Annotated in this window: 13 protein-coding genes; 8 read left to right on the top strand and 5 right to left on the bottom strand. The window is 70.8% G+C overall.

What is annotated here, in order from left to right; all coding sequences use genetic code 11:
- The first annotated feature begins 90 nt into the window (after positions 1 to 90).
- A complete protein-coding gene (gene nirB, locus A4U64_RS11105; RefSeq protein WP_050035254.1) occupies positions 91 to 2,601 on the top strand; it encodes a nitrite reductase large subunit NirB in 2,511 nt (836 codons plus the stop codon).
- The gene (locus A4U64_RS11110) at positions 2,598 to 2,933 is read left to right on the top strand and encodes a Rieske (2Fe-2S) protein (RefSeq protein ID WP_006931155.1); all 336 of its coding nucleotides are present in this window, start codon (positions 2,598 to 2,600) and stop codon (positions 2,931 to 2,933) included. The genes nirB and A4U64_RS11110 overlap by 4 nt, the downstream gene beginning before the upstream one ends.
- On the opposite strand, the gene A4U64_RS11115 is transcribed toward A4U64_RS11110, so the two are convergent.
- Complete coding sequence (locus A4U64_RS11115) at positions 2,920 to 3,816, bottom strand: DUF4436 family protein (protein WP_231385904.1); 897 nt, start codon at positions 3,814 to 3,816, stop codon at positions 2,920 to 2,922. The two genes, A4U64_RS11110 and A4U64_RS11115, sit on opposite strands and share 14 nt — an antisense overlap.
- Positions 3,817 to 4,181: 365 nt before the next feature.
- Here A4U64_RS11115 and A4U64_RS11120 point away from each other — a divergent pair, with 365 nt between their 5' ends.
- A complete protein-coding gene (locus A4U64_RS11120; RefSeq protein ID WP_029543732.1) occupies positions 4,182 to 5,267 on the top strand; it encodes a hypothetical protein in 1,086 nt (361 codons plus the stop codon).
- A 6-nt stretch (positions 5,268 to 5,273) separates the two neighbouring features.
- Here the strand turns inward: A4U64_RS11120 and A4U64_RS11125 are convergent, their stop codons facing one another.
- Positions 5,274 to 6,332 (bottom strand): tyrosine-type recombinase/integrase, encoded by a 1,059-nt coding sequence (locus tag A4U64_RS11125; RefSeq protein ID WP_202917443.1) that lies wholly within the window; start codon positions 6,330 to 6,332, stop codon positions 5,274 to 5,276.
- Between the two features lie 224 nt (positions 6,333 to 6,556).
- Positions 6,557 to 7,576, bottom strand: coding sequence for an NAD(P)/FAD-dependent oxidoreductase (locus A4U64_RS11130; protein WP_185113654.1), 1,020 nt, complete (start codon positions 7,574 to 7,576; stop codon positions 6,557 to 6,559).
- 80 nt (positions 7,577 to 7,656) lie between these two features.
- Here A4U64_RS11130 and A4U64_RS11135 point away from each other — a divergent pair, with 80 nt between their 5' ends.
- The 5 genes from A4U64_RS11135 to A4U64_RS11155 all read left to right on the top strand — a co-directional run bounded on the left by A4U64_RS11135 (position 7,657) and on the right by A4U64_RS11155 (position 16,960).
- Positions 7,657 to 8,262: a helix-turn-helix domain-containing protein gene (locus tag A4U64_RS11135; RefSeq protein ID WP_065922553.1), complete on the top strand. Its 606-nt coding sequence runs from the start codon at positions 7,657 to 7,659 to the stop codon at positions 8,260 to 8,262.
- A gap of 495 nt (positions 8,263 to 8,757) precedes the next feature.
- The gene (locus tag A4U64_RS11140; RefSeq protein ID WP_232334189.1) at positions 8,758 to 9,795 is read left to right on the top strand and encodes a hypothetical protein; all 1,038 of its coding nucleotides are present in this window, start codon (positions 8,758 to 8,760) and stop codon (positions 9,793 to 9,795) included.
- Between the two features lie 183 nt (positions 9,796 to 9,978).
- Positions 9,979 to 11,445: a TIGR02677 family protein gene (locus tag A4U64_RS11145; RefSeq protein ID WP_065923469.1), complete on the top strand. Its 1,467-nt coding sequence runs from the start codon at positions 9,979 to 9,981 to the stop codon at positions 11,443 to 11,445.
- Entirely contained in the window at positions 11,442 to 12,812 is a 1,371-nt protein-coding gene (locus tag A4U64_RS11150; protein ID WP_029543726.1) for a DUF2398 family protein, read from the top strand. Before A4U64_RS11145 ends, A4U64_RS11150 begins: the two co-directional genes overlap by 4 nt.
- A complete protein-coding gene (locus tag A4U64_RS11155) occupies positions 12,809 to 16,960 on the top strand; it encodes a TIGR02680 family protein (protein ID WP_065922555.1) in 4,152 nt (1,383 codons plus the stop codon). The genes A4U64_RS11150 and A4U64_RS11155 overlap by 4 nt, the downstream gene beginning before the upstream one ends.
- A 584-nt stretch (positions 16,961 to 17,544) precedes the next feature.
- On the opposite strand, the gene A4U64_RS28210 is transcribed toward A4U64_RS11155, so the two are convergent.
- The gene (locus tag A4U64_RS28210) at positions 17,545 to 18,045 is read right to left on the bottom strand and encodes a hypothetical protein (protein ID WP_146034289.1); all 501 of its coding nucleotides are present in this window, start codon (positions 18,043 to 18,045) and stop codon (positions 17,545 to 17,547) included.
- A 389-nt stretch (positions 18,046 to 18,434) separates the two neighbouring features.
- Positions 18,435 to 20,537, bottom strand: coding sequence for a DEAD/DEAH box helicase (locus A4U64_RS11160; RefSeq protein WP_065922556.1), 2,103 nt, complete (start codon positions 20,535 to 20,537; stop codon positions 18,435 to 18,437).
- Positions 20,538 to 21,129: the final 592 nt, after the last annotated feature.

Below are 21,129 nucleotides of genomic sequence, written 5' to 3' on the forward strand. Positions count from 1 at the left end.
CACCCCCACCCCGGCGGCGGTGAGCACTTCCTGACCGCCGCGTAACCCCGGTGCCGCCGATCCGTCACCGCCCCCGGCAACCCTGGACGCATGACCCCAACCGCGTCGCACCCCTACGGCCCGCGCCGACGGCTGCTCGTCGTCGGCAACGGCATGGCCGGCGCCCGCACCGTCGAGGAGATCCTCGCGCGCGGCGGCCGGGACCAGTTCGAGATCACAATGATCGGCGACGAGCCGTACGGCAACTACAACCGGATCATGCTCTCCCACGTGCTGGCCGGCCAGGCCGACGTCGACGACGCCGAACTCGTCCTCAACCCCATGAGCTGGTACCGGGAGAACGGAGTCACACTCCACGCCGGCGACCGCGCGACCCACCTCGACCGGTTCGGCAAGGTCGTCACGTGCGAATCCGGCCGGCAGGTCCCCTACGACCTGCTCGTCGTCGCGACCGGGTCGAACACCTTCTTCCCCAACATGGACGGCCTGCGCGAACCCGACGGCCGGCTCGGCCGCGGCGTCTTCGGCTTCCGCACCCTCGCCGACACCAACGGCATGCTGCAGATGGCCGACGCCCACGACGACGTCCGCGCCGTCGTCGTCGGCGGCGGCCTGCTCGGCCTCGAAGCCGCCTACGGGCTGCGCACCCAGGGCCTGACCGTCACCGTGGTGCACTCGCCCACCCACCTGATGAACCAGCAACTCGACGAACGCGGCGGCCGGGTGCTGCGCACCGAGATCGAGAAACTCGGCATCACCGTCCACACCGGTACCCGCACCACCGCCGTCCTGCGCGACGACCACAGCCGGGTCACCGGCGTGCAGTTCGCCGACGGCACCGTCGTCGACACCGACATGGTCGTGGTCACCGCCGGCATCCGCCCCAACACCGAATTCGCCCGTGCCGGCGGCATCGTCGTCGAACGCGGCATCGTCGTCGACGACCAGATGCGCTGCGAAGAGGAGTCGAGCATCTACGCCGTCGGCGAGTGCGCCCAGCACCGCGGCGAGGTGTACGGCCTCGTCGCCCCGGTATGGGAGCAGGCGGTCGTCCTCGCCGAGCACCTCACCGGTGCGAATGCGCACGCCGCCTACCAGGGATCCCGCACCAGCACCAAGCTCAAGGTCGCCGGCATCGACGTCGCCTCGATGGGGGTCAAGGAACCCGAGCACGAGGACGACGAGTTCGTCCAGTTCTACGATCCGCGCAGCGGCATCTACAAGAGCATCGTCGTGCGCGACGGCCGGCTCGTCGGCGCGATGCTGCTCGGCGACGTGAGCAAGGCCGCCACCCTCGCCCAGGCCTTCGACGGCAAGCTCGAGATCCCGGCGGACCGCGCGGTGCTGCTGTTCGACCTCGGCGACCCGCAGGGCGCCGACGTCGCCGCCGATCTGCCGGACGAGACCCAGGTGTGCAACTGCAACGGCGTCAGCAAGGGCGACATCGTCGCGTGCGTCCACGACGGCGCCGACACCCTCGTGCAGGTGTGCGCCCGCACCCGCGCCGGGAAGGGCTGCGGCTCGTGCAAGGGCCTGGTCGCCGACATCGTCGCCTGCGCCGCCGGCGGCGCCCTCGCCGAGGACCCCGCCGCGAACTGGTACGTGCCGTGCATCCCGCTCGCCAAACCGGACCTGATCGCCGAGATCCGCCGCCGCGACCTGCGCGCGGTCTCCCAGGTCTTCGCCGAACTCGCCACCGGCGGTCGCGAGGATGCCACTGCCAAGATGCCGCTCGCGTCGCTGCTGCGTACCGTGTGGGGCCCCGACTGGGTCGACGAACGGGGTGCGCTGTTCATCAACGACCGTGTCCATGCCAACATCCAGCGCGACGGCACCTTTTCCGTGGTGCCGCAGATGAAGGGCGGGGTCACCACCCCGGACCAGCTGCGCCGCATCGCCGACGTCGCCGACAAGTACGGCGTGCCCATGGTCAAGGTCACCGGCGGCCAACGCATCGACCTGCTCGGCATCCGCAAGGAGGACCTGCCCAAGGTGTGGGCCGACCTGGACATGCCCTCCGGATACGCCTACGGCAAGAGCTTCCGCACCGTCAAGACCTGTGTCGGCAGCGACTTCTGCCGGTTCGGTCTCGGCGACTCGACCGCCCTCGGCATCGCGCTCGAGGAGCGCTTCCAGGGGCTCGAGACACCCGCCAAGCTGAAACTCGCCGTGGCCGGATGCCCCCGCAACTGCTCGGAGGCGCTGTGCAAGGACTTCGGCGTCGTCGCGGTCGGCGACGGCCGCTGGGAGATCTACGTCGGCGGCGCCGCCGGCGCCCACGTCCGCAAGGGCGACCTGCTCGCCACCGTCGGCTCCGGCGAAGAAGTCCTCGCCCTCGCCGGCCGGTTCATCCAGCACTACCGCGAGAACGCCAAGTGGCTCGAACGGACCTACGACTTCGTGCCCCGCATCGGCATCGACCGGCTCCAGGCACTGCTGGTCCGAGACGAGGAGGACATCGTGACCGGACTCGACGAACGCGTCGCCACGGCCGTGGCGGGATACCGGGACCCCTGGCTCGAACGGACCACCCCGAAGTCGCCGGCGCAGTTCAGCCCCGCGCTGCCGTTGCTCCCGCTGCCGCAGGTGCCGGTCCGATGACCACGACCGAAAGCCGGACCACCGCAATGGAGTACGCGGTCGGCGCGTTGACCGACCTGACCCCGGGCGAAGGCCGCACGTACACGGTGGGCGGACGGCAGATCGCCGTGTTCCTGCTCGGCGACGGCGCCGTCCGAGCCCTGGACGCGGTGTGCCCGCACCGGGGCGGACCGCTCGCCGACGGACAGATCGACGACGACCTCGTCGTATGCCCCCTGCACCAGTACGCGTTCGTGTTCGACACCGGCCGATGCACCGCGCCCGGCATCGACCCGGTCCGCACCTACCCGGCGCGCGTGCACGACGGGCGGATCGTCGTCACCGTCGGGTGAGCGAGGGGTGGCTGTCGCGCCACCAGCAGAACACGTACAGCGTCAGAGCCGCGACGAGGGCGGTGACCACCCACATGGTCACCGCCACGTCGACCCACGACCCGATCGGCGGTGAGCCCGGCAGGATGCCCCGCAGCGGCACCACCGCGAACAGCATCGCCGCCATCCACGCCAGCATGTCGGTCTCCACCGCGCGGCGCCGCCGGAACGTCTGTACCGCGACGAACGCGGCCAGGACCGCGAGGACAACCATCATCAGCAGCAGGATCGCCGCGTACACGAGAGTGCCTCCGGTGCGCGTGAACACCACCTCGGTGCCGTCGACGCCATCGGGAAAGCCGAGCTCCGGAGCGGCGACGACGGTCCCCTGGTCGATCGCCCACCCGTCGATGCGGCCGTCGATCAACACGTCCGACGGCACCGGTTCTCGCTCCGACCCCTCCCCCACATCGGCCTCCACGACGACCGGCGTGACATCGAAGGTGTCGAACGGCCAGCGGATCGCCTGGCCGCGCGCAAGCAGTTCCACCGGGTAGCCGACGGGCACGGAATGGGCCGGGAAGAACAACTCCGACTGTGAGACGGCCGGCACGAGCAACACACTCAGCGGCACGGCGAGCGTGGCCCCGTTCGCATCGAGAAACGAGTCCCCGGGATAGATGGTGACCTCCGCATGCACCCGGTCGACCGTCGGCTGCAGCGACTTCATCGTCACCACCACGAGCACCGAGTCGGCATCGACGTTAACCGGCCGCCATTCCCGCGACTCGTGCGTGCTCACCCCGAACAGGACGAGTACGCCCAGGTATGCGGCCGTCACCGCCGCCCCGAGCGACACCAGCAGAGTCCGGCGAGACGGGCGATTCGGACGTGGCGCAGGCATTCCCGGACTGTAGCCCGCTGGGCCGCTGCCGACTCGTTTGTTCTTGGCGTATTTGGGTGCGGTTTTGTCGTGAAGTGAGGGTGATTTTGGTATTTTTTTTATTTCCGTCAGACTCAGAATATGGATACTACAAAGCGCCAGTCGAGAGCAGGACCCCTCGACTCACCCCAGCCGGCGGCCCGACCCCCTCCTCACGCGTCCGTTCCGCCGTTCCGTCTCCCCCGATCGAATCGGGTTGCCCTCCGGATCAAGATGTCGTGGTGGGGTGCGTGTCGCGGTCTCCTCCCCTGGCCGGGTCGGCCGGATGGCGGTGTGTTCGTGAATTGAAGAGCTTCCGTGTCGTACCGATTACCTATTGTGAAGACATGACAGCATCCGCCCAGCCCACAGAACCGGTCGACAGCGCGCTGGGGCCCCGCCCGGAGCGCCCCATCGACATCTACCGTCGCTCGATCGCCGTGGTGGAAGCGTGTCTGCCCCTGGGCTGGACTGCCACGTCCGACCGCCCCCGCTCCCCTGCCGCCCCCGAGCGCATCCTCGTGACCGCACCCGACGGCGAGTCGGTGTCGTACGCCGTCATCGCGTCCCGCGGAGTGCTCAGCGGGGACGTCGCGCGCATCGCCGCCGAACTGTCCGAGTCCGACCGGGGATTCGTGTGCGCGCACTACCTTTCCGATCCGGTGCGGCGCCAGCTCGACCAGCACGGCATCTCGTACTCCGACGCGACCGGGAATCTCACGCTCGTCGCGTCCCGGCCGGCGATCTGGGTGCGCAACCGGGGCGCCGACGCCGACCCGTGGCGCGGGCCCGGCCGTCCGTCGGGCGTGCTCACCGGTGAACCGTCCGAGCGAGTCGTCCGGGCACTTGCCGACTTCACCGGCGAGATGTCGGTGCCGGAACTGATCCGGCTGTCGGGCGCCTCCACCGGCGCCACCTACCGTGTCGTCGAGGTACTCGGGGAGCGGGAGCTGATCCGCCGCATTCCGCGCGGTCCGATCACCATGGTGCACTGGGAGAAGATGCTGCGAGCCTGGGCAGCGGACCGCAAACCCTGTACCACAAGGGGGTTCGCCGCACCGGACGGCGTCGGCACCGTACGGGCCGATCTCTCCGAACCGCTCGACCTGAGCTATGCGATCACCGGCCTCGGCGCCACCGACTACGCGGCCGCCGATCTTCTCGAGGTGTACGCCGACGACCCGGATGCGTTCGCCCAGGCACTCGGTCTGCGCCCCGTCGATCGCGGAGCCGACGTCGTGGTGGCCACGCCGTGGTCGTCGGTGGTGTTCGAGCGGATGCAGCGGCGCGACGGCCTGCGCTTCGCGGCACCGTCCCAGGTCTATGCAGACCTGCTGGCCGGACCGTTCCGCAACCTGAACGCCGCCGAACATCTACTGGCGGCGCTCACCGCCGACCAGAGCGCCTGGCGCCGACCCGTCGGTCGCACCTGACCGCGGTCAGAGGCCCAGCGTGGTGACGGCATTGCCGACGAGTCCGGCGTGCTGGCGGCTGTAGAGCGCCACCATCCGCTCGTCGGAATGCCCCGTCTGCGTCATGATCGTCTGAGTCGTGGCTCCGTTGCGGACGGCTTGGGTGACGAACCCGGCGCGCAGGCTGTGCCCGCCGAGCGTGGCGACCACCTCGGCGGCGAACCCGGCCTGCCGCGCCCGCCGCTGGATCATCGAGTGCACCGACTGCCCGCTCAGGGCACCGCTCCCGACGGCACCGGTGCGGTGGATCGTGCGGAACAGGGGCCGCTCGGCACGCCCCTCCCCCGGCGCCACACCGCGGCAGCAGTGCTCGTCGCCGGCGGCACGATCGTCGGTCAACAGCTCCCGGACTGCGGCCCCACCGTCCGCGTCCCACACGTCGAGCACCTCGCGCCAGCGCCGGTAGGCGCACACCGGACAGGTCCGCGGATCGCGGCCGTACGGAAGCGTGACGGTACGTCCGCGTGCGTCGCGGTCCGCCTTCGATCGGCGGATCGTCACGTACAGCCCGTCGGACCGATGGGCGACGACGTCGGAGGTGGTGAGGGCGGACAGCTCCGACCGCCGCATCGCGCCGGCCAGTCCGAGCAGCAGCAGGGCGGAGTCGCGGCGCTCGGCTACGCGGTCCGGCCACTCGGTGGCGCCGGCGCGCATCGCTCCGACGATCGCACGGATGTCGTCGGTGAGCAGTGGGGTGCGGCGTGCCGGGGGCGTCGCACGGGTCCGCCGGATGCCGCGCACCACGTCGCGCACCGCCTCGTGGTGTCCCGGTTTCGGCAGGCCCGCGAGGGCGTGCACCTTGTTGATCGTCGCGACCCACCGCGCGAGGGTCGACGGGGCGTAGGCCCAGCGCCCGTCGGGTCGAAGCTCGCCCGCCTTCTCGGTCAGGTACCAGCCCACGAGTTCGGGTGGCGCCGGTAGCGGCACGTGGCCCACGGCGTCGCACCACCGGGCGAACTTGCTCCAGTCGCTGGTCAAGGCCGCTCGGGTGTTGTCCGACGCGGCCTTGGCTCGGAGTCGGCGCATCGCCTCCTCCACCCCGGCGGGAAGTACCGGCGTGGTGATCGACGCCTCGAGGGACGCGTTGCCCGGCAACTGATTCGTCACGGTGACACCACTCCTCATGCCGAGTCGACCGCCTTCGCGGAACGGACGATACGCGCCTCGGCCGGAAACCCCGCCTCGGCGACGCCGATCAGCGCGGCGCGCCCGGCTCGGGCGCGCCGCGCGAGGGACCGGTCCGTTGCGGTTCACACGCCGCAGCGGGGGTCACCCTCCGCGGGTTCGGGCACGCGCGCTTGCGACCGGGCCGGGAACCGTTCCCGGTAGGCGTCGACCGCCCGGCGGGTCTCCTCGGCGACCAGGTCGGCGTTGATCTGGGCAGCGGCGGCCGCGCCCGCCGCTGCGGCCGCGCCGACCTGGGCGGCCGGATCGGTGACGTTCCCCGCCACCCACACTCCGGGGACGTCGGTGCGGCCGGTTGCATCCGCGGGGATGTGCTCTCCGACCCCGGCCGGGTGCTCCACGGCCCGCAGGCCGAGCGCCGCGAGGAAACCGGCGCGCGCCACCATCCGCGGTGCGACCACCAGCGCCTCCCGGGCGATCGTCCCGCCGTTGCTCAGCCGTACCCCGGTGAGGCGGTCGTCGACGATCTCCACGGCGGTCACCTCGCCGTCGACCACCCAGACGCCACGGGCGACCAGCTGCTCCGCCTGCTCGGCGGCAGGCGCCGGCGCGATGTGGGTGAAGAATGTGACGTCGGCGCTCCACTGCCGGAACAGCAGGGCCTGGTGCACCGACATGGGTCCGCTCGCCAGCACACCGATGGCCCGGTCGCGGACCTCCCAGCCGTGGCAGTACGGGCAGTGCAGCACATCTCGCCCCCAGCGCGCCCGCAGCCCGGGCACGTCGGGAAGCTCGTCGACCAGCCCGGTGGTCACCAGCAGCCGGCGGGCGCGGGTCACCCGGCCGTCGGACAGGGTCACCTCGAACCCGCTCTCGCGGCGGGTCACGGCGGTCACGTCCGCGTGCACCACGTCACCGCCGTAGCCGCGGACCTCGTCTCGGCCGCGGCCGAGCAGTTCGGCCGGCGGGATCCCGTCCCGGGCCAACAATCCGTGCACGCCCGCAGCCGGAGCGTTGCGTGGGGCGCCCGCATCGATGACGACCACCGACCGCCGCGCCCGGGCGAGCATCAGCCCCGCATTCAGCCCGGCAGCCCCGCCGCCGATCACCACCACGTCGTATTTGTTTCCGAGCAGATCGCTCATCTCGATCACCTCCACGACGACTATGCGAGCCGACGGGAAGAACCCGCAACGTTGTTTGCCGATATGGCAAAGCGTGGGGCATGGACGACCTCGACCGAGCGCTCGAGACGGTCGGGCCCCGGCTTCGCGCGCTGCCGCGCAAACGCGAGACCACGTTGGCCGATCTCTCGGCAGCGACGGGCATTTCAGTGAGCACCCTGTCCCGACTCGAGTCCGGCACCCGCCGACCGACGCGCGAACTGTTGCTGCCCCTGGCCCGCGTGCACGGGGTGATGCTCGACGAGCTGGTGGGCGCCCCACCGACCGGCGACCCGCGCATTCATCTGCGTCCGATCACTCGTCACGGCATGACCATGGTGCCGCTCACCCGGCGCGCCGGCGGCATCCAGGCGTACAAGCTGGTGATCCCCGCCGACAGCGGCCGCGGGGAACCGGATCGCCAGACCCCTGAGGGCTACGAGTGGCTCTACGTCCTCAACGGACGGCTGCGACTCGTCCTGGGTGAGGACGACCTGGTTCTCGTGCCCGGGGAGGCGGCCGAGTTCGACACTCGCGTGCCGCATTGGTTCGGCGCCGCCGATGCCGAACCGGTCGAGTTCCACAGCCTGTTCGGCAAGCAGGGCGAACGGGCGCACCTTCGTGCCCGACCGGCCTCGAAAATCGTTCCGCACCAGACTGATCCGTAGCCGGGCACCCGGTGCGCCCCGCCCCGGCGGTGGGCCAGGAAGGGCCGACGGGCCACCGCCGAGTCCGTCGCGGCACCCTCCCCACTTTTCGAACCCCCCGCACCCCTGACTCACCATAAGGGGGAGTTATGACGATCAAGCCAACCCATGCATATGTGCGTACCTCTGCCTCTCCCGAGCAACGATTGGACCGATTGCTCGTAACGTTTCGAGTTTCGCATCGCCTCACTAACCTCTTGAACTGGCATTACTATATTTAATTCATTTCATTTCATAATTATTTTCATTTCGTGATACGTACGGATAACCCGGATGAACACTCCGGAGTCCGATATCGGGCCCGCGAAGGCCCGGGCGGAACGCCCCCTCTCCTTGTGGGTGTGGCGGATGGTTTCGCTCGAGAAGCGACTGGGATGGAGTATTCGGTAAATTAATCTATTCCGTATGGATCCGATTCCGTAACCGTGTTTCGGCCCCTTCCCCCACCTGATAGATATGGCTGCAACCACTGCCCGAGACGAGGACTACGTGAGCGAAGCGAGCACCGGCGAATCCCTACCCGACGAGCGCCCGAAGCCGGGACGACCGCGGAAGTACGCGTCCGCCGCCGACCGGGTCCGGGCCTACCGGGAACGGGAACGACAGAAGAGGGAGGCGGCCTCGCTGGCCGAGCCGACCACTCCCCCGGGCCCGGCCGAAGCAGCCACCAACCTGGCGTCCGCCGTCGCCGCACTTCGCACCCTGAGCGCGACGACGCTCGAGCAGTACAGCGCCGTCGCCGCGCAGATCACCGCCGCCGTCGACAAGCTCACCGACCCGGACGCGCTCGAGGCGCAGATGAACCGGGCCACCACGGAACTGGCGAAGGTGAAGGCGGACGCGGAGGCCAGGATCGCCCGCCTGCGCGAGCAACTCGCCCAGGCGACCGAGGACCGCGACAACGCGGAGGCCGCCGTCGAGGCCGTCGACCGGGAGCTGGCGGACGCCCACGCGGCGCACGACACCCGGATCCGGGAACTGGAGACCGCACATCGCGACGAGTCGACGCGAGCGGCCCAGGAGCACGCGGACACCCTGCGCACCTGGCAGGAACGCATCGATGCCACCGCGGCCGCGCACGCCGCGGAGCTCGCCGAGTACCGGTCGACCGTCACCACCCAGCAACAGCAGCTCGCCCGGCTCGAATCGGAACTCGCGGCCCTGCGTGACGATCTGGTGCACACCCGCGCCGCCGCGGAGAAAGAGGCAGCCACGGCCGCCGCGGCCACCGCCCGGCTCGACACCGATCTCACCGCGGAACGCGCCCGCGTCGAGAAGCTGCGCGGCGCCCTGGAAGAGGCCCGCATCGCGGCGGCGGCCGCCCAGGCCGCCGAGACCGCGGCCCGCGACCGGGGCGACGAACTTCGGGCCGAGATCATCGACCTGCGCGGCGAGCGGGATCGGCTACGGGTCGACCTCACCGCGGCGCGCGCCGCAGCGGCCGAGTCCCGCCACGAGGCGGACACGACGCAGACGGCGCCGGCCGAGAGCTGACCGGGCGGCGGGATCCCCGACCCCGGCGGCGGCCGGACGCCCATGAGGGGCACGGGCTGCACCTCCGCCCGGGTGTGGCGCGCACGGCACCGGGGGTTGCGCGGCACGAGGGCCGCCCCCGCCTACCCTGTCACGGTGAACGAAACGCAGCCGCCCGCCGGGCCCACCGATCCGGGGGCCGGGGTGCAGCACGACCGGCTCCGGTTGTTCTCGTTCGCGACGGCCGAGAAGCGGGCCGAATACCTCTGGGTGCTGCGTGCTTTCGACCTCGCCCGCGCCAACTACGTGGTGCTGCTGCACGCCGCCGAGGTCGCGGCGATCCTCGAGCGGACCGGCTCGGCGGATCCGGCGGCGGCGCTGTCGGCCCAGGACGTCGCACCGCTGCTCGAGCAGCTGCACGCCTGGGGTGTGCTCGAGCGCGGCTACGACGGCACCCGGGCGGCGTCGCTGGCCGAGTACCGCAACCGGCACTACGTGTATCAGTTCGGCCGGGCCGGTTATCACGCCTTCCGGGCCGTGGAGGATGTGCTGCGGGCGCGCGGCGAGGACGCGTCGCTGTCGCGTCTCGCGCTGGCGGATCTGCTGGCCGACCTGACCGAGCTGGCGGCCGCGAACGCGGCCGGGGACGGAGAGCTCATCTATCGCAAGCTGTCGCGGCTGGACACGACGTTGTCGGACATGGCCGAGCGGGCCGCGGGGTTCTATCTGATGCTCGGTGACCTGGTGCGCACCACCGAGGTCACGCCCGAGTCGTTCCTGGCGCACAAGGATGCGGTGCTGGCGCACATGCGCGAGTTCAGCACGGACCTGGCCCGCTACGCACCGAAGCTGGCGGCCGCGCTGGCACGGGTGCAGGAGACGGGGATCGACCGCATGCTGGGGTTCGCCGCCGCGCACGACGAGCGGGTGCTGCTGCCCGCACCCGAACGGCAGGCGGACTGGCGAGCCCGATGGCGCGGCCTCGAGCGGTGGTTCGTCGGCGCCGGGGACGTGCCGAGCGAGTCGGAGCGGTTGCGGGAGGGCACGATGAGCGCGATCGCGGCGGTGCTGGCGCTGCTGCGCCGGGTGACGGAGACCCGGCGCGGCGGGGTGAGCCGCGAGTCGCAGCTGCGGCACCTGGCCGGCTGGTTCGCGGCCGCGCCGAGCGAGGAGTCGGCGCACGCGCTGTTCGGAGCGGTGTTCGACCTGGGCCGCCCGCGTCACTTCTCCGCCGTGCATCCCGACCCGGAGACGATCCCGGTGACGACGTCGTGGTGGGAAGCGGCACCCGTCCCGATCGCCCGGACGCTGGCCGAGACCGGGCGCACCCCGTCGGCGGGGGCGCCGGCGCGGGTGCAGCGCAACGAATCCGGGATCCGGCGGTTGCGGGAGCGGCAGCTGGCGGCGCAGCGGGCGCGGGCCGAGGCGGCGCGATCCCTGGCGGCGGGCGGCGTGGACGAGCGGGAGTTGTCCGAGCCGGAGACCGAGGTGCTGTTGAGCCTGCTCGACGCGGCACTGTCGGCGCGCGTTCCGGTCAGCGGCACCGTGCCGGGGGCGACGGGCACGCAGAACGGGGTGCGGCTGACGTTGAGCCCGGCCGCGGAGGGCACGGTGGTACGCACGGCGCGGGGCCGGCTGCATCTGGACGGGCTGCGGGTGAGCGTGCAGTGAGGGCCCGGCGGATCTCGCCGCTCGACCGGGATTCGTACCAGCGGGCGGCGCGCCTGATCCTGTCGCACCATCTGGTGACCGCGCAGTACCCGGACCGGGCCGCGCTGCCGCTGCTGCGCCGGTGGGCGACGGAGCTGCGGGAGGACCTGCTCGAGTTGTTCGGATACCGGCTGGAGGTGACCGAGACGACCGCGCGGTTGTTCACCGTCGCGGACCGGCTCGATCCCGGGGGCGGCGCGCGCACGGTCACCGACCGGCCCTTCGACCGTCGCCGGTACGCCTACCTGGCGCTGGCGCTGGCGGCGCTGGGACGCGCCGGCGGGCAGATCACGCTGTCGGAACTGGCCGAGCAGGTCGCGTCCGAGGCCGGCCAGGTGCCCGGGGTGGAGCTGGCCACCGAGCGTGCGACCGACCGGGACGCGTTCGTCGACGCGGTGGCGTGGCTCGCCGCGCGGGGGGCGATAACGCTGGCGGACGGCGACGCCGGCGGCTGGGTGTCGGATCCGGACCGGGGTGAGGCGCTCTACGACATCGACCGGCCCGTGGTGGCGGCGCTGTTCCGGCCGCCGCGCGCGCTACAGCACCTGCGCTCGGTGCGGGGCCTGCTCGCCGCCGGTGACGGCCGCGACGGGGACCGGATCGCGGACACCGCCGAGGTGGCACGGCGGGTACGGCGGGCGCTGGTGCAGCGACCGGTGGTGTACGCCGAGGAACTCGACGACGACGCGCGGCTGCAGCTGGCGCTGCCACGGACGACCGCGGGGATCGAGCTGCTGACGGGGCTGGTGGCCGAGCGGCGCGCGGAGGGCGTCGCGCTGGTCGATTCGTCGGGGCGGATGTCGGATCTGCGGTTCCCGGGGGTGGGAACGGTTCCGCAGGTGGCGTTGTTGCTGGCCGGGGAGATCTGTGCGCGGGTGTCGGATCCGGAGTCGGTACCGGTGCGGTTGCCGAGGCCGGCGGATGCGGAGGCGGAACTCGAGGCGGGACTGGACGCGGCGATTCCGGCGGCCGGGGTGTTCGCGTCGCTGGCCGGTGATGCCGGCGCCGGGCCGGCGGACACGACACCGGCGCAGCAGCCGGCGCCGACGCATCCGCTGGTCGAGGACAGCTGGCTGGCGGAGACGGCGGCGAAGCTGGTCGACGAGTTCGGCCGTACCTTCGCCGCGCAGTGGCAGGCCGACCCGGCGGGCCTGCTGGAGGCGGCGGTGACGTTGTTGCAGCGGCAACGGTTGGTGGCACGGGTGCCGGGCGGGGTGCTGGCGTTGCCGGCGCTGGCCCGGTTCCGGGGAGTGGTGGTGACGGTGCGCGAACGCGACCCGCGCCTCGCGCCGGCCGGTGAGGATTCGAACGAAGCGGAGATGTCGTGAGCAGTGCCCGTTTCCGGCCGACACGTGCCGGGATCATCAATCTGTGGGACTACCGGGACCAGGAGTTCTCGTTCGCGGACGGCCGGCTGGTGCTGCGCGGGCCCAACGGGTCGGGCAAGACCAAGGCGCTCGAGGTGCTGTTCCCGTTCGTGTTCGACGGGCGTATCGAGCCGCGGCGGCTGAACCCGTTCGCCGGCGAGGAGCGCACGATGCGGTCCAACCTGCTGTACCAGGGGCAGGACAGCGCGTATTCGTATGTGTGGATGGAGTTCTGCCGCGGCCGCCGGGACGATCCGGAGGCGGTGACCGTGGGGGTCGGGATGCGGGCGGCGCGCGGCAACGACAAGGTCACGCGGTGGTATTTCGTCGTCGACGGCCGGGTCGGTGTGGACTTCTCGCTGCTGGATGCGGCCGATCGCCCGCTGACGCGACGGCAGCTGATCGAGGAGGTCGGGGCCGACGCGGTCACGGACCGGCCGGTGGACTACCGGGCGGCGATCGATGCGCGGTTGTTCGGGCTCGGGATCGAGCGGTACGACCAGCTGATCAACCTGATCCTGACGCTGCGCCGGCCGCAGCTGGCCAAGAACCTGGACCCGAAGGGGTTGTCGCAGGCGCTGACCGACGGGTTGCGGCCGCTGGACGAGCAGCTGGTGCTCGAGGCGGCGCGGTCGTTCGCCGACATGGAGGAGGTCTCGCGCGCGCTGGAGTCGCTGGCGGCGGCGGACGAGGCGGCGCAGCGGTTCGTCGCGGTGTATGCGACCTACCTGGGTCAGCAGGCCCGCGCCGACGTCGACCGGCTCGGGGCGCGGTTGGCGGCGGTCGAGGGCGGGAGTGCGGAGTGGACGGCGTCGATGACGGCGTTCGACCGGGCCGGCGCGGAGCGGGCGCAGGCCCACGAGCGGCTCGAGCTCGCGGAGCGGGACCTCGAGCAGGCCCGGGCGACTCTCGAGGCGCTGCAGCGGTCGAGCGCGTACGAGGGCAAGCAGCAGCTCGACGATCTGGCGCAGGTGGTGGCGGACCTCGAGCGCACCACGGCCGGGCAGGCGGAGCAGGCGCAGCGCGCGAGGGCGGAGCTGGCGCAGCGCGACGAGGAGGCGCGGCGGGCCGCGGCCGCGGCGACGGACGCGGCGGCCGCGGTGGGCCGCGCCGAGGACGCACTCGCCGCGGCGGCGCGGGATGCGGGTGTGGAGTGGGCGCCGCCGGCCGAGGACGCGCCGGGCGAGCAGATCGCGGCGACGGTGGCGGCGTGTGCGGAGGAGCGGGCCGCGGATGTGCGGGCGGTGCGGGCGGCGGTGGCGGCCGCGGAGGGCGCGGCGGCGGCGCGGGTGCGGGCCGAGACGACCGCCGAGCGGGGCCGGGCGCAGCTCGAGTCGGCCCGGGCGGCGGTGGCCACGGCGGACGCGGTGGTGGAGCTGGCCCGCGCGGAGGCGTCGAACCTGTTGCGGGAGTGGTGGGTCGGTCACCGGGACACGTGGTCGGTGCTCGGCCTGCCGGAGGAGCTGGTCGAGGCGCTGGCCGCGGCGATCGCGGCGGCCGGCGACGACGAGGCCGCGACGCCGGCGGCGGCGCTGGCCGAGCGCACGGCCCCGGTGGTCGAGGAGTTGCGGTTCCGCGGCCGCGGCCTGGAGGCGGAGATCACGCACGCGCGGGAGCGGATCGCGGTGTTGCGGGCCGAACGGGACCTGGTCGAGGCCGAGCGCGACGACGCTCCCCCGTCGTTCCCGATGCGGCCGACCGGGTCGTCGGACCCGTCGGGGGCGCCGCTGTGGCGGCTGGTGCGGTTCGCGGACGACGTGAGCGCGGAGGCGGCCGCGGGACTCGAGGCCGCGCTGGAGGCGGCGAACCTGCTGACGGGCTGGGTGTGCGGCGGTGCGGGGGACGTGCCCGCGGGGGCGGTCGCGCTGATGCCGGTGCCGCCGGCGCAGCGCCCCACCGGCCGGACGTTGGCCGACGTGCTGGTGGTGGAGCCGGACACCGGGGTGCCGGCCGAGCGGGTGCGGGCGGTGCTGGCGTCCGTCGCGGTGCGGGATGCGGTGACGGACGAGACCGGCCCGGCCGTCGACGAGCGGGGCGGCTACCGCCAGGGGGTGCAGCTGGGTCGGCACACGAAGGCGGAGGTCGAGTACATCGGGGCCACCGCGCGGGCCCGTCGCCGTCGCCTGCGGGTGACCGAGCTCGACGCGGAGATCGCCGCGGCGCAGAACCGGATGGCGGGCGCGGAGGCGGAGCGGGCGGAGCTCGACGGACGGCTCGCGCAGCTGGAGCGGGCCGCGGCGGCGGTGCCGCGCACCGGCGCGGTGCTGGCGGCGCTGCGGAAGGTCAGCGAGTGCGCGGGTGCGCTGCGCACTGCCGGGGAGGCGGCGGCCGCGGCGGACCGGGACCTCGATCAGGTGATCGCCGAGTGCGCCGTGAAGGAGCAGCGGGTGCGCTCGGTCGCGGCCCGGCACCGGGCGCCGCACACGGCCCGCGAGCTCGAGCATCTGGCGGCGGCGATCCGGTTCTTCGAGTCGCAGGGCCAGGCGGTGCTGCGGGCCCGGCGTGAGCACGTCGCCGCGGCCGAGCGGGCGCGGGAGGCGCAGGTGCGGCGCGACGACGCCCGGCTGGCGGCGGAGGAGTCCGCCGAGCGGGCGGTGACGGCCGAGGAGTCGCTGGGGCAGCAACAGCAGCGGCTGGGGACGCTGCGCGAGGCGTTGGGTGCCGACGCGCAGCAGATCGACGCGCAGCTCGCGCAGGCGCGCGAGCGGATCGAGGCGGCGCGGGTGGAGCAGCGCGCCGCGCGCCGCGCGCACGACGACGCGGTCGAGCGGCTCGGGAAGGCGGAGGCGGCGCACGTCGCGGCGGAGCAGGCGCTGCGGTCGGCGCTGACCGAGACGCGGGCCGACGCCGCACAGCTGGCGCCGTATGCGCGGCCGGATGTGCTGTCGCTGCTGGGAATCTCGGAGGAGCTGCGGTGGCCGTCGGCGGCGGCGTGGCCGGCGCCGGAGCAGGTGGTGGACCGGCTCGCCCGGGCGGGCGGGGACGTGCCTGCGGTGCCCGCGGAGGTGGGGGCGCTGTACGCGGCGCTGGCGGCGGCGACGGCGACGATCAAGGGCGGGGACGGTGCCCGCAAGGCGGCCCGGTCGGCGTTGACGTCGGCGTTGCAGGAGTTCGACGGGCAGCTCGCGGCGGCCGGTCAGGACTATCGGCTGCAGTGGGACGCGCCGGACGGGTTGACGGTGGTGCGGGTGCAGGACGAGCAGGGGTTTTCGTCGGTGGCGGAGTTCGCGGTGCGGATCTCGGCGGCGCGGCGGGATCAGGAGCTGCTGCTGACCGACGCGGAGCGGCGCATCCTCGAGGATGCGCTGCTGGCGGGGCTGGCGCAGCAGATCCACGAGCGCACCGAGGACGCGCGGGATCTCATTGCCCGGATGGGGGCGGAGATGCGGCAGCGGCGCATGTCGTCGGGTACGACGGTGGGGGTGCGGTGGGTGCTGGCCGATCATCTCGACGATCAGGCGCGGGCGGTGTGCCGGCTGCTGGACCGGGAGGTTTCGGCGCTGGGGCCGGTGGAGCTGGCGAGCGTCCGGGCGCATTTCGCGGCGCGGATCCGGGCGGAGCGGGCGGCGCATCCGGAGCGGTCGTATCCGGAGATCCTGGCGACGACGCTGGATTACCGGCGGTGGCGGGTGTTCGCGTTCGGGTTGATCGGGGCGGACGGCGCGGAGGAGCGGCTGACGGTGGCGCGGCATTCGGCGTTGTCGGGGGGTGAGCAGTCGGTGTCGCTGCATCTGCCGTTGTTCGCGGCGGCGCATGTGATGCTGGATTCGGCGGATCCGCAGGCGCCGCGGCTGCTGGCGCTGGACGAGGCGTTCGCCGGGGTGGACGACAACGGCCGGGCGGAGCTGCTCGGGTTGAGCGTGCAGTTCGACCTGGATCTGTTCATGACGGGCTACGACCTGTGGATCACGTATGCCGGGGTGCCGGCGTGTGCGCACTACGATCTGGCGCATTCGGTGGCCGAGCACACGGTCGGGGCGACGTTGCTGGTGTGGTCGGAGGGCGGGTTGCTCGCCGAGCACGACGGGTCGGATCTGGCGGCGGCGCTGGGGTCGCCGGGCACGCGGCGGGTGCCGGTGGCGGTGGAGGGGGCGCTCGAGTTCGTGTAGGGGTGCGGGCGCTCCCTGATCGGTGCCGGGGGTCAGCGGATCCACCTCTACTTTGGTGCGCGGGGCGGGCCCTGCTGGGGGCAACTCCAAGACCTGACAGGACGTTCAGTCAGACACCGCAGCCAAGGCCGAGCAGGATGCGGATGTCTCCGACGAACTCGAACAGGCAGCGCAACCCGTACAGAAGAACGGTTTTGACCGGGGCAAGATCGGGTCTGCACCCGAGACAGCCAGCCGACGCATAGCCTCCGCGCTCGGTCCGGTCCCGGCGACGATGTGGCTCCGCCGCTCTCGCCCGTCCATACGAACCAGCTCAGCCAAGAGCTGCTTTCAGCCATCGGCGGTGCGATGACCGGTCACCCCCGGCCGGTGACCGAGATGCTCAACATCGAACGCCGACCCGACTACACCAACAAGATGGTGTTTGGACCCGATATTGGAGTCGAACACCACCAGGAAACGCCACCCGGGTACTGACCGGGACATCACGCCGGGAGTTTCCCGGAAACACCTGGGGGCTGCCGAAGAAATTACCTACTGTTGCCACTTTTCGATGCACGAGAAAGGGATACCCGAATGGCGGGTCATCCTTCTCTGATCCAATACACCGCAGCGACAATCACTGCTATGAACGGCACGGCCGTCCAAATTCGCCTACCCGCCAGGTTGTGACACTCTTCACTTACTTCGAAGTCAATCCTTCCGATCACTATGTCAAGTCCACTTGGTGTCGATTTTCCTGAGTCTTGATCGATGCGCGCGTCGCCGTATGAAAAGGACGAGCTCGACGAACCTTCTGAACTTGAACTGCACAGACCGTCGACGTCCGTACTCCACACACTGATGGAAGGAGTAAAGGAAGACGTAGATACGGGCTCCGGAGACTCAAGGAACGGCAGTGGATCCCGGTCTATCGGCCCGAATATCAACCGGATGGGCGTGAATAGAAGAATTGCTGCAAAAAATACAAGAATACTGACACCGAATATACTGGCAGCCACGAGCGCGACGCGTCCGAATATTCGCAGCGCTATCCAGATTCCCATTCCGATGACAGTGGTCACCGCGCCGATCACCGTCATCACTACGTTTTGGATGAAAAATCCGAGTATGAGCAAAACTATGCTCGCATAATTGCAAACGGTAAGAACCCGTGGCGACGGAGCGCCCATTACTGCCCCCCGATCTGCCCAGGCGATAAAGGGAACACGGAAATTTTACGCCCGAGCCGAAGAATGTCAATGGGCGCGAGGGCGTGACCCTGGCGCACTTTCCGCTATTCTGTTTGCGCACTTGTTCATACGTGGTCAACGACGCGCTTGCGGAGCAGGCCGAAGTTGGCTCGCCTGTACAGCTGCCATTTCAGCATCTTCATCCGGTTCACATGTCCCTCGACCGGGCCCCGAATCCAGCTCCGCCCACGACCACACTCACCGGGCGCTGTGTGCGAGTAGTGCATGACTCGGACGGGTGCTTAATCGTCGTGGTCGGTCCGATGGATCCGGTGACACATCGCAATGACTGCTCGGGCGTGCGGTTCGTCCGCGAGCCGCACCGCCAGCGTTTCCTCGGCGAGTCCCGGTGGTAGTGCGAAGGAGAACTTCAGGCCGGCCACGGCGCTCTGCGCGACGTGCGGGAAGGTCCAACGAGGATCGGCCAGAGCCACACTCACGTTTGCCGGGGTGATGTTCGGAAGGAGACGCAAGGACTTCTCATCGACCCGCTGACGGGGATCGACCAGCGCCGGAAGCGATGCTTGTAGAGTGCGGTTGGCGGCGGTGCCGGCCCAGGTCCACCACCGTCCCGAGCCTTCCGACGGCATCGTGAGCACGGAGGCATCCGGATCGACGCTGTCGGCGTAGCCCTGCCGTAGTTCCGTAAGCACCGTTTCCGCGCGTCGGGTCAGTGTCACTCCTGCAGGTACGGCGCCGAGCAGCACTGCGCGCATGCCCTGTGTGATGTCGAAGGACACCCCACCGCCTGTGCCGGACCACTTGGCCTTCCCGCCGCCGTCCACGGGTTCGACGAAACACCGGCGCCGTTGCCAATCGATATGAGTTACCCTCCACGAGCGACCACCGAGCAACAGCACGCGGGGGCCGTCGACCTCTTCGACCAGCAGATCGGTGCCCACGGTGCCGACCTCGTTGCGTCCGGCCAGCACGGTGAACTCGGGAGGGGCGCTGAAGACGGCCGTCAGGTCCGAGAAGTATCGCCGTCCGAATCGGCGCTCGGCCTCGGGTCCGATGTGCAGGAAGCTCCCGTCGCGCTCGAAGAAGCCCTGCGCGCGGAGGAACGCCATGATCTCGTCGGCGTGCTCGTCGAAGATCGGCAGAGAACCCCACCAGTCCCGCCAGCTCCTCTCTCCGAGTCGGTGTTCCTGCAGGCACAGCGCCAGCATCTGTTGCGCCGCGATGTGCCGCGGGGACGGGGGTGCGACAATCGGCTCCACCCATCCGCGCGACCAGCATTCGAGCATGCCCAGGGTGAGCAGTACCTGTTCGTCGTCGACGCCGAGAAACAGACAGTTGCGGGTGGTGCCGGGGCGGCGGCCGGTGCGGCCGAGACGCTGGAGGAACGATGCGATGGTGCGTGGCGAACCGATCTGGATGACGCGGTCGAGGTCGCCGACGTCGATACCGAGTTCGAGGGTGGAGGTCGCGACGATCACCGTATCCCGCGCCTCGGCGAATGCCGCTTCGGACCGGCGCCGCTCGGCAGCCGAGAGCGACGAGTGCGATAGGAAGGTGGTCACTCCCCGTTCGCGCAGGGCCGCACCGAGTTCTTCGGCGCGGCGTCGCGAGTCGACGAACACCAAGCGCTTCTCGCCCTGGTGCAGGGCAGCGATGACTTTGGCGGCGTTGTCGATCGAGCCGACGTAGTCGACGGTGATCTCAGGTGGCGTGGCCGCAGCGGGAACTGCTGGGTTGACTACGCGACGAGGCCGGCCCGGAGTCCCACCCTGCAACCATTGCAGTAGCTCGTCGGGATTGCCGACCGTCGCCGACAGCCCGATGCGCTGCAGGGGACGGCCGGCGATGCGCGCGAGCCGTTCCAGCACCGCGAGGAGGTGCCAGCCCCGGTCGTCGCCGGCGAACGCGTGGACCTCGTCGACGACGACGGCTCGTAGCCCTGCGAACAGCACGCGCGGGTCGACCTTCGTGGAGACAAGCATCGCTTCGAGAGATTCCGGTGTGGTGAGGAGGATGTCGGGGCGGTCCCGCAGGATCCGCTGCCGCGCGGACTGGCCGACGTCGCCGTGCCACACGGCGGCGGTGCGGCCGAGCCACTGGGCGTAAGTGTGCATGCGTGGTTGGAGGTTGTTGAGCAGTGCCCGCAGCGGGCACACGTACAGCACCGACGTGCCCTGCCAATCGTGCTCGGCCATCGCCGAGAGCAGAGGGAAAGCCGCCGCCTCGGTCTTGCCTCCCGCGGTCGGGGCGAGGACGAGGGCGTCCTCGCCCGCGAGGATCGGTTCGACGGCGACGGCTTGAGTGGGGCGAAGGCCGTCCCAACGCAGCGTGTTGACGAGGTGGTACTGGACACCTGGATGGAGAAGCGAGAAGGAAGAGGTCACCGATCATCCCTTGAGCACGCGATATCGCAGGCACTCCGCCGGTCCGTTCTCGACTTCGACGCTGACACCCGTACCACCTTTCACTCCTCGCGGTCACCCTACTTCTCGGTAGCGGGTTCGCCAGGGCTGGATCTACCGACTGTCGCAGGCACAGGTAGGTGACGCCGGCACATAGTCGCCGTCTCGGGCCGTCTGCTTGAGGGCATTTCGCCGTATTCATCCGGAACCGGCTGCATAATCGTCGCAAGCGCAATATCCGCTACGGCGCCGAGTGAGGTTCTGATGTGCAAGTGTGGGAGACCCACTCGTAAGGACAAAAAGTGTCCTGCTTGCCGCGCTCAGGCCAAACGAACAACCGATCTGCACAACTCGAAGCAGGAGCGACGACGCAAGTACGAAGAATGGCGTCGTAGTGACCCCTTGAGTTTCGCACGTGACCAGATCAGTTCCACAATCAGCACATTCAGCCGGGACCGCTCACCTGCTCAACTCCGCAGATCACTCATTCCGCTGATGCGGGCAGTCATCCAAGGGTGCAGCGAGTCACAAATCCAACTTCTACACGAAGGCCTGACGCTCTATCCCGATGGCG

It is taken from the genome of Rhodococcus sp. WB1 (assembly GCF_001700945.1).
GTDB lineage: Bacteria > Actinomycetota > Actinomycetes > Mycobacteriales > Mycobacteriaceae > Rhodococcus > Rhodococcus aetherivorans.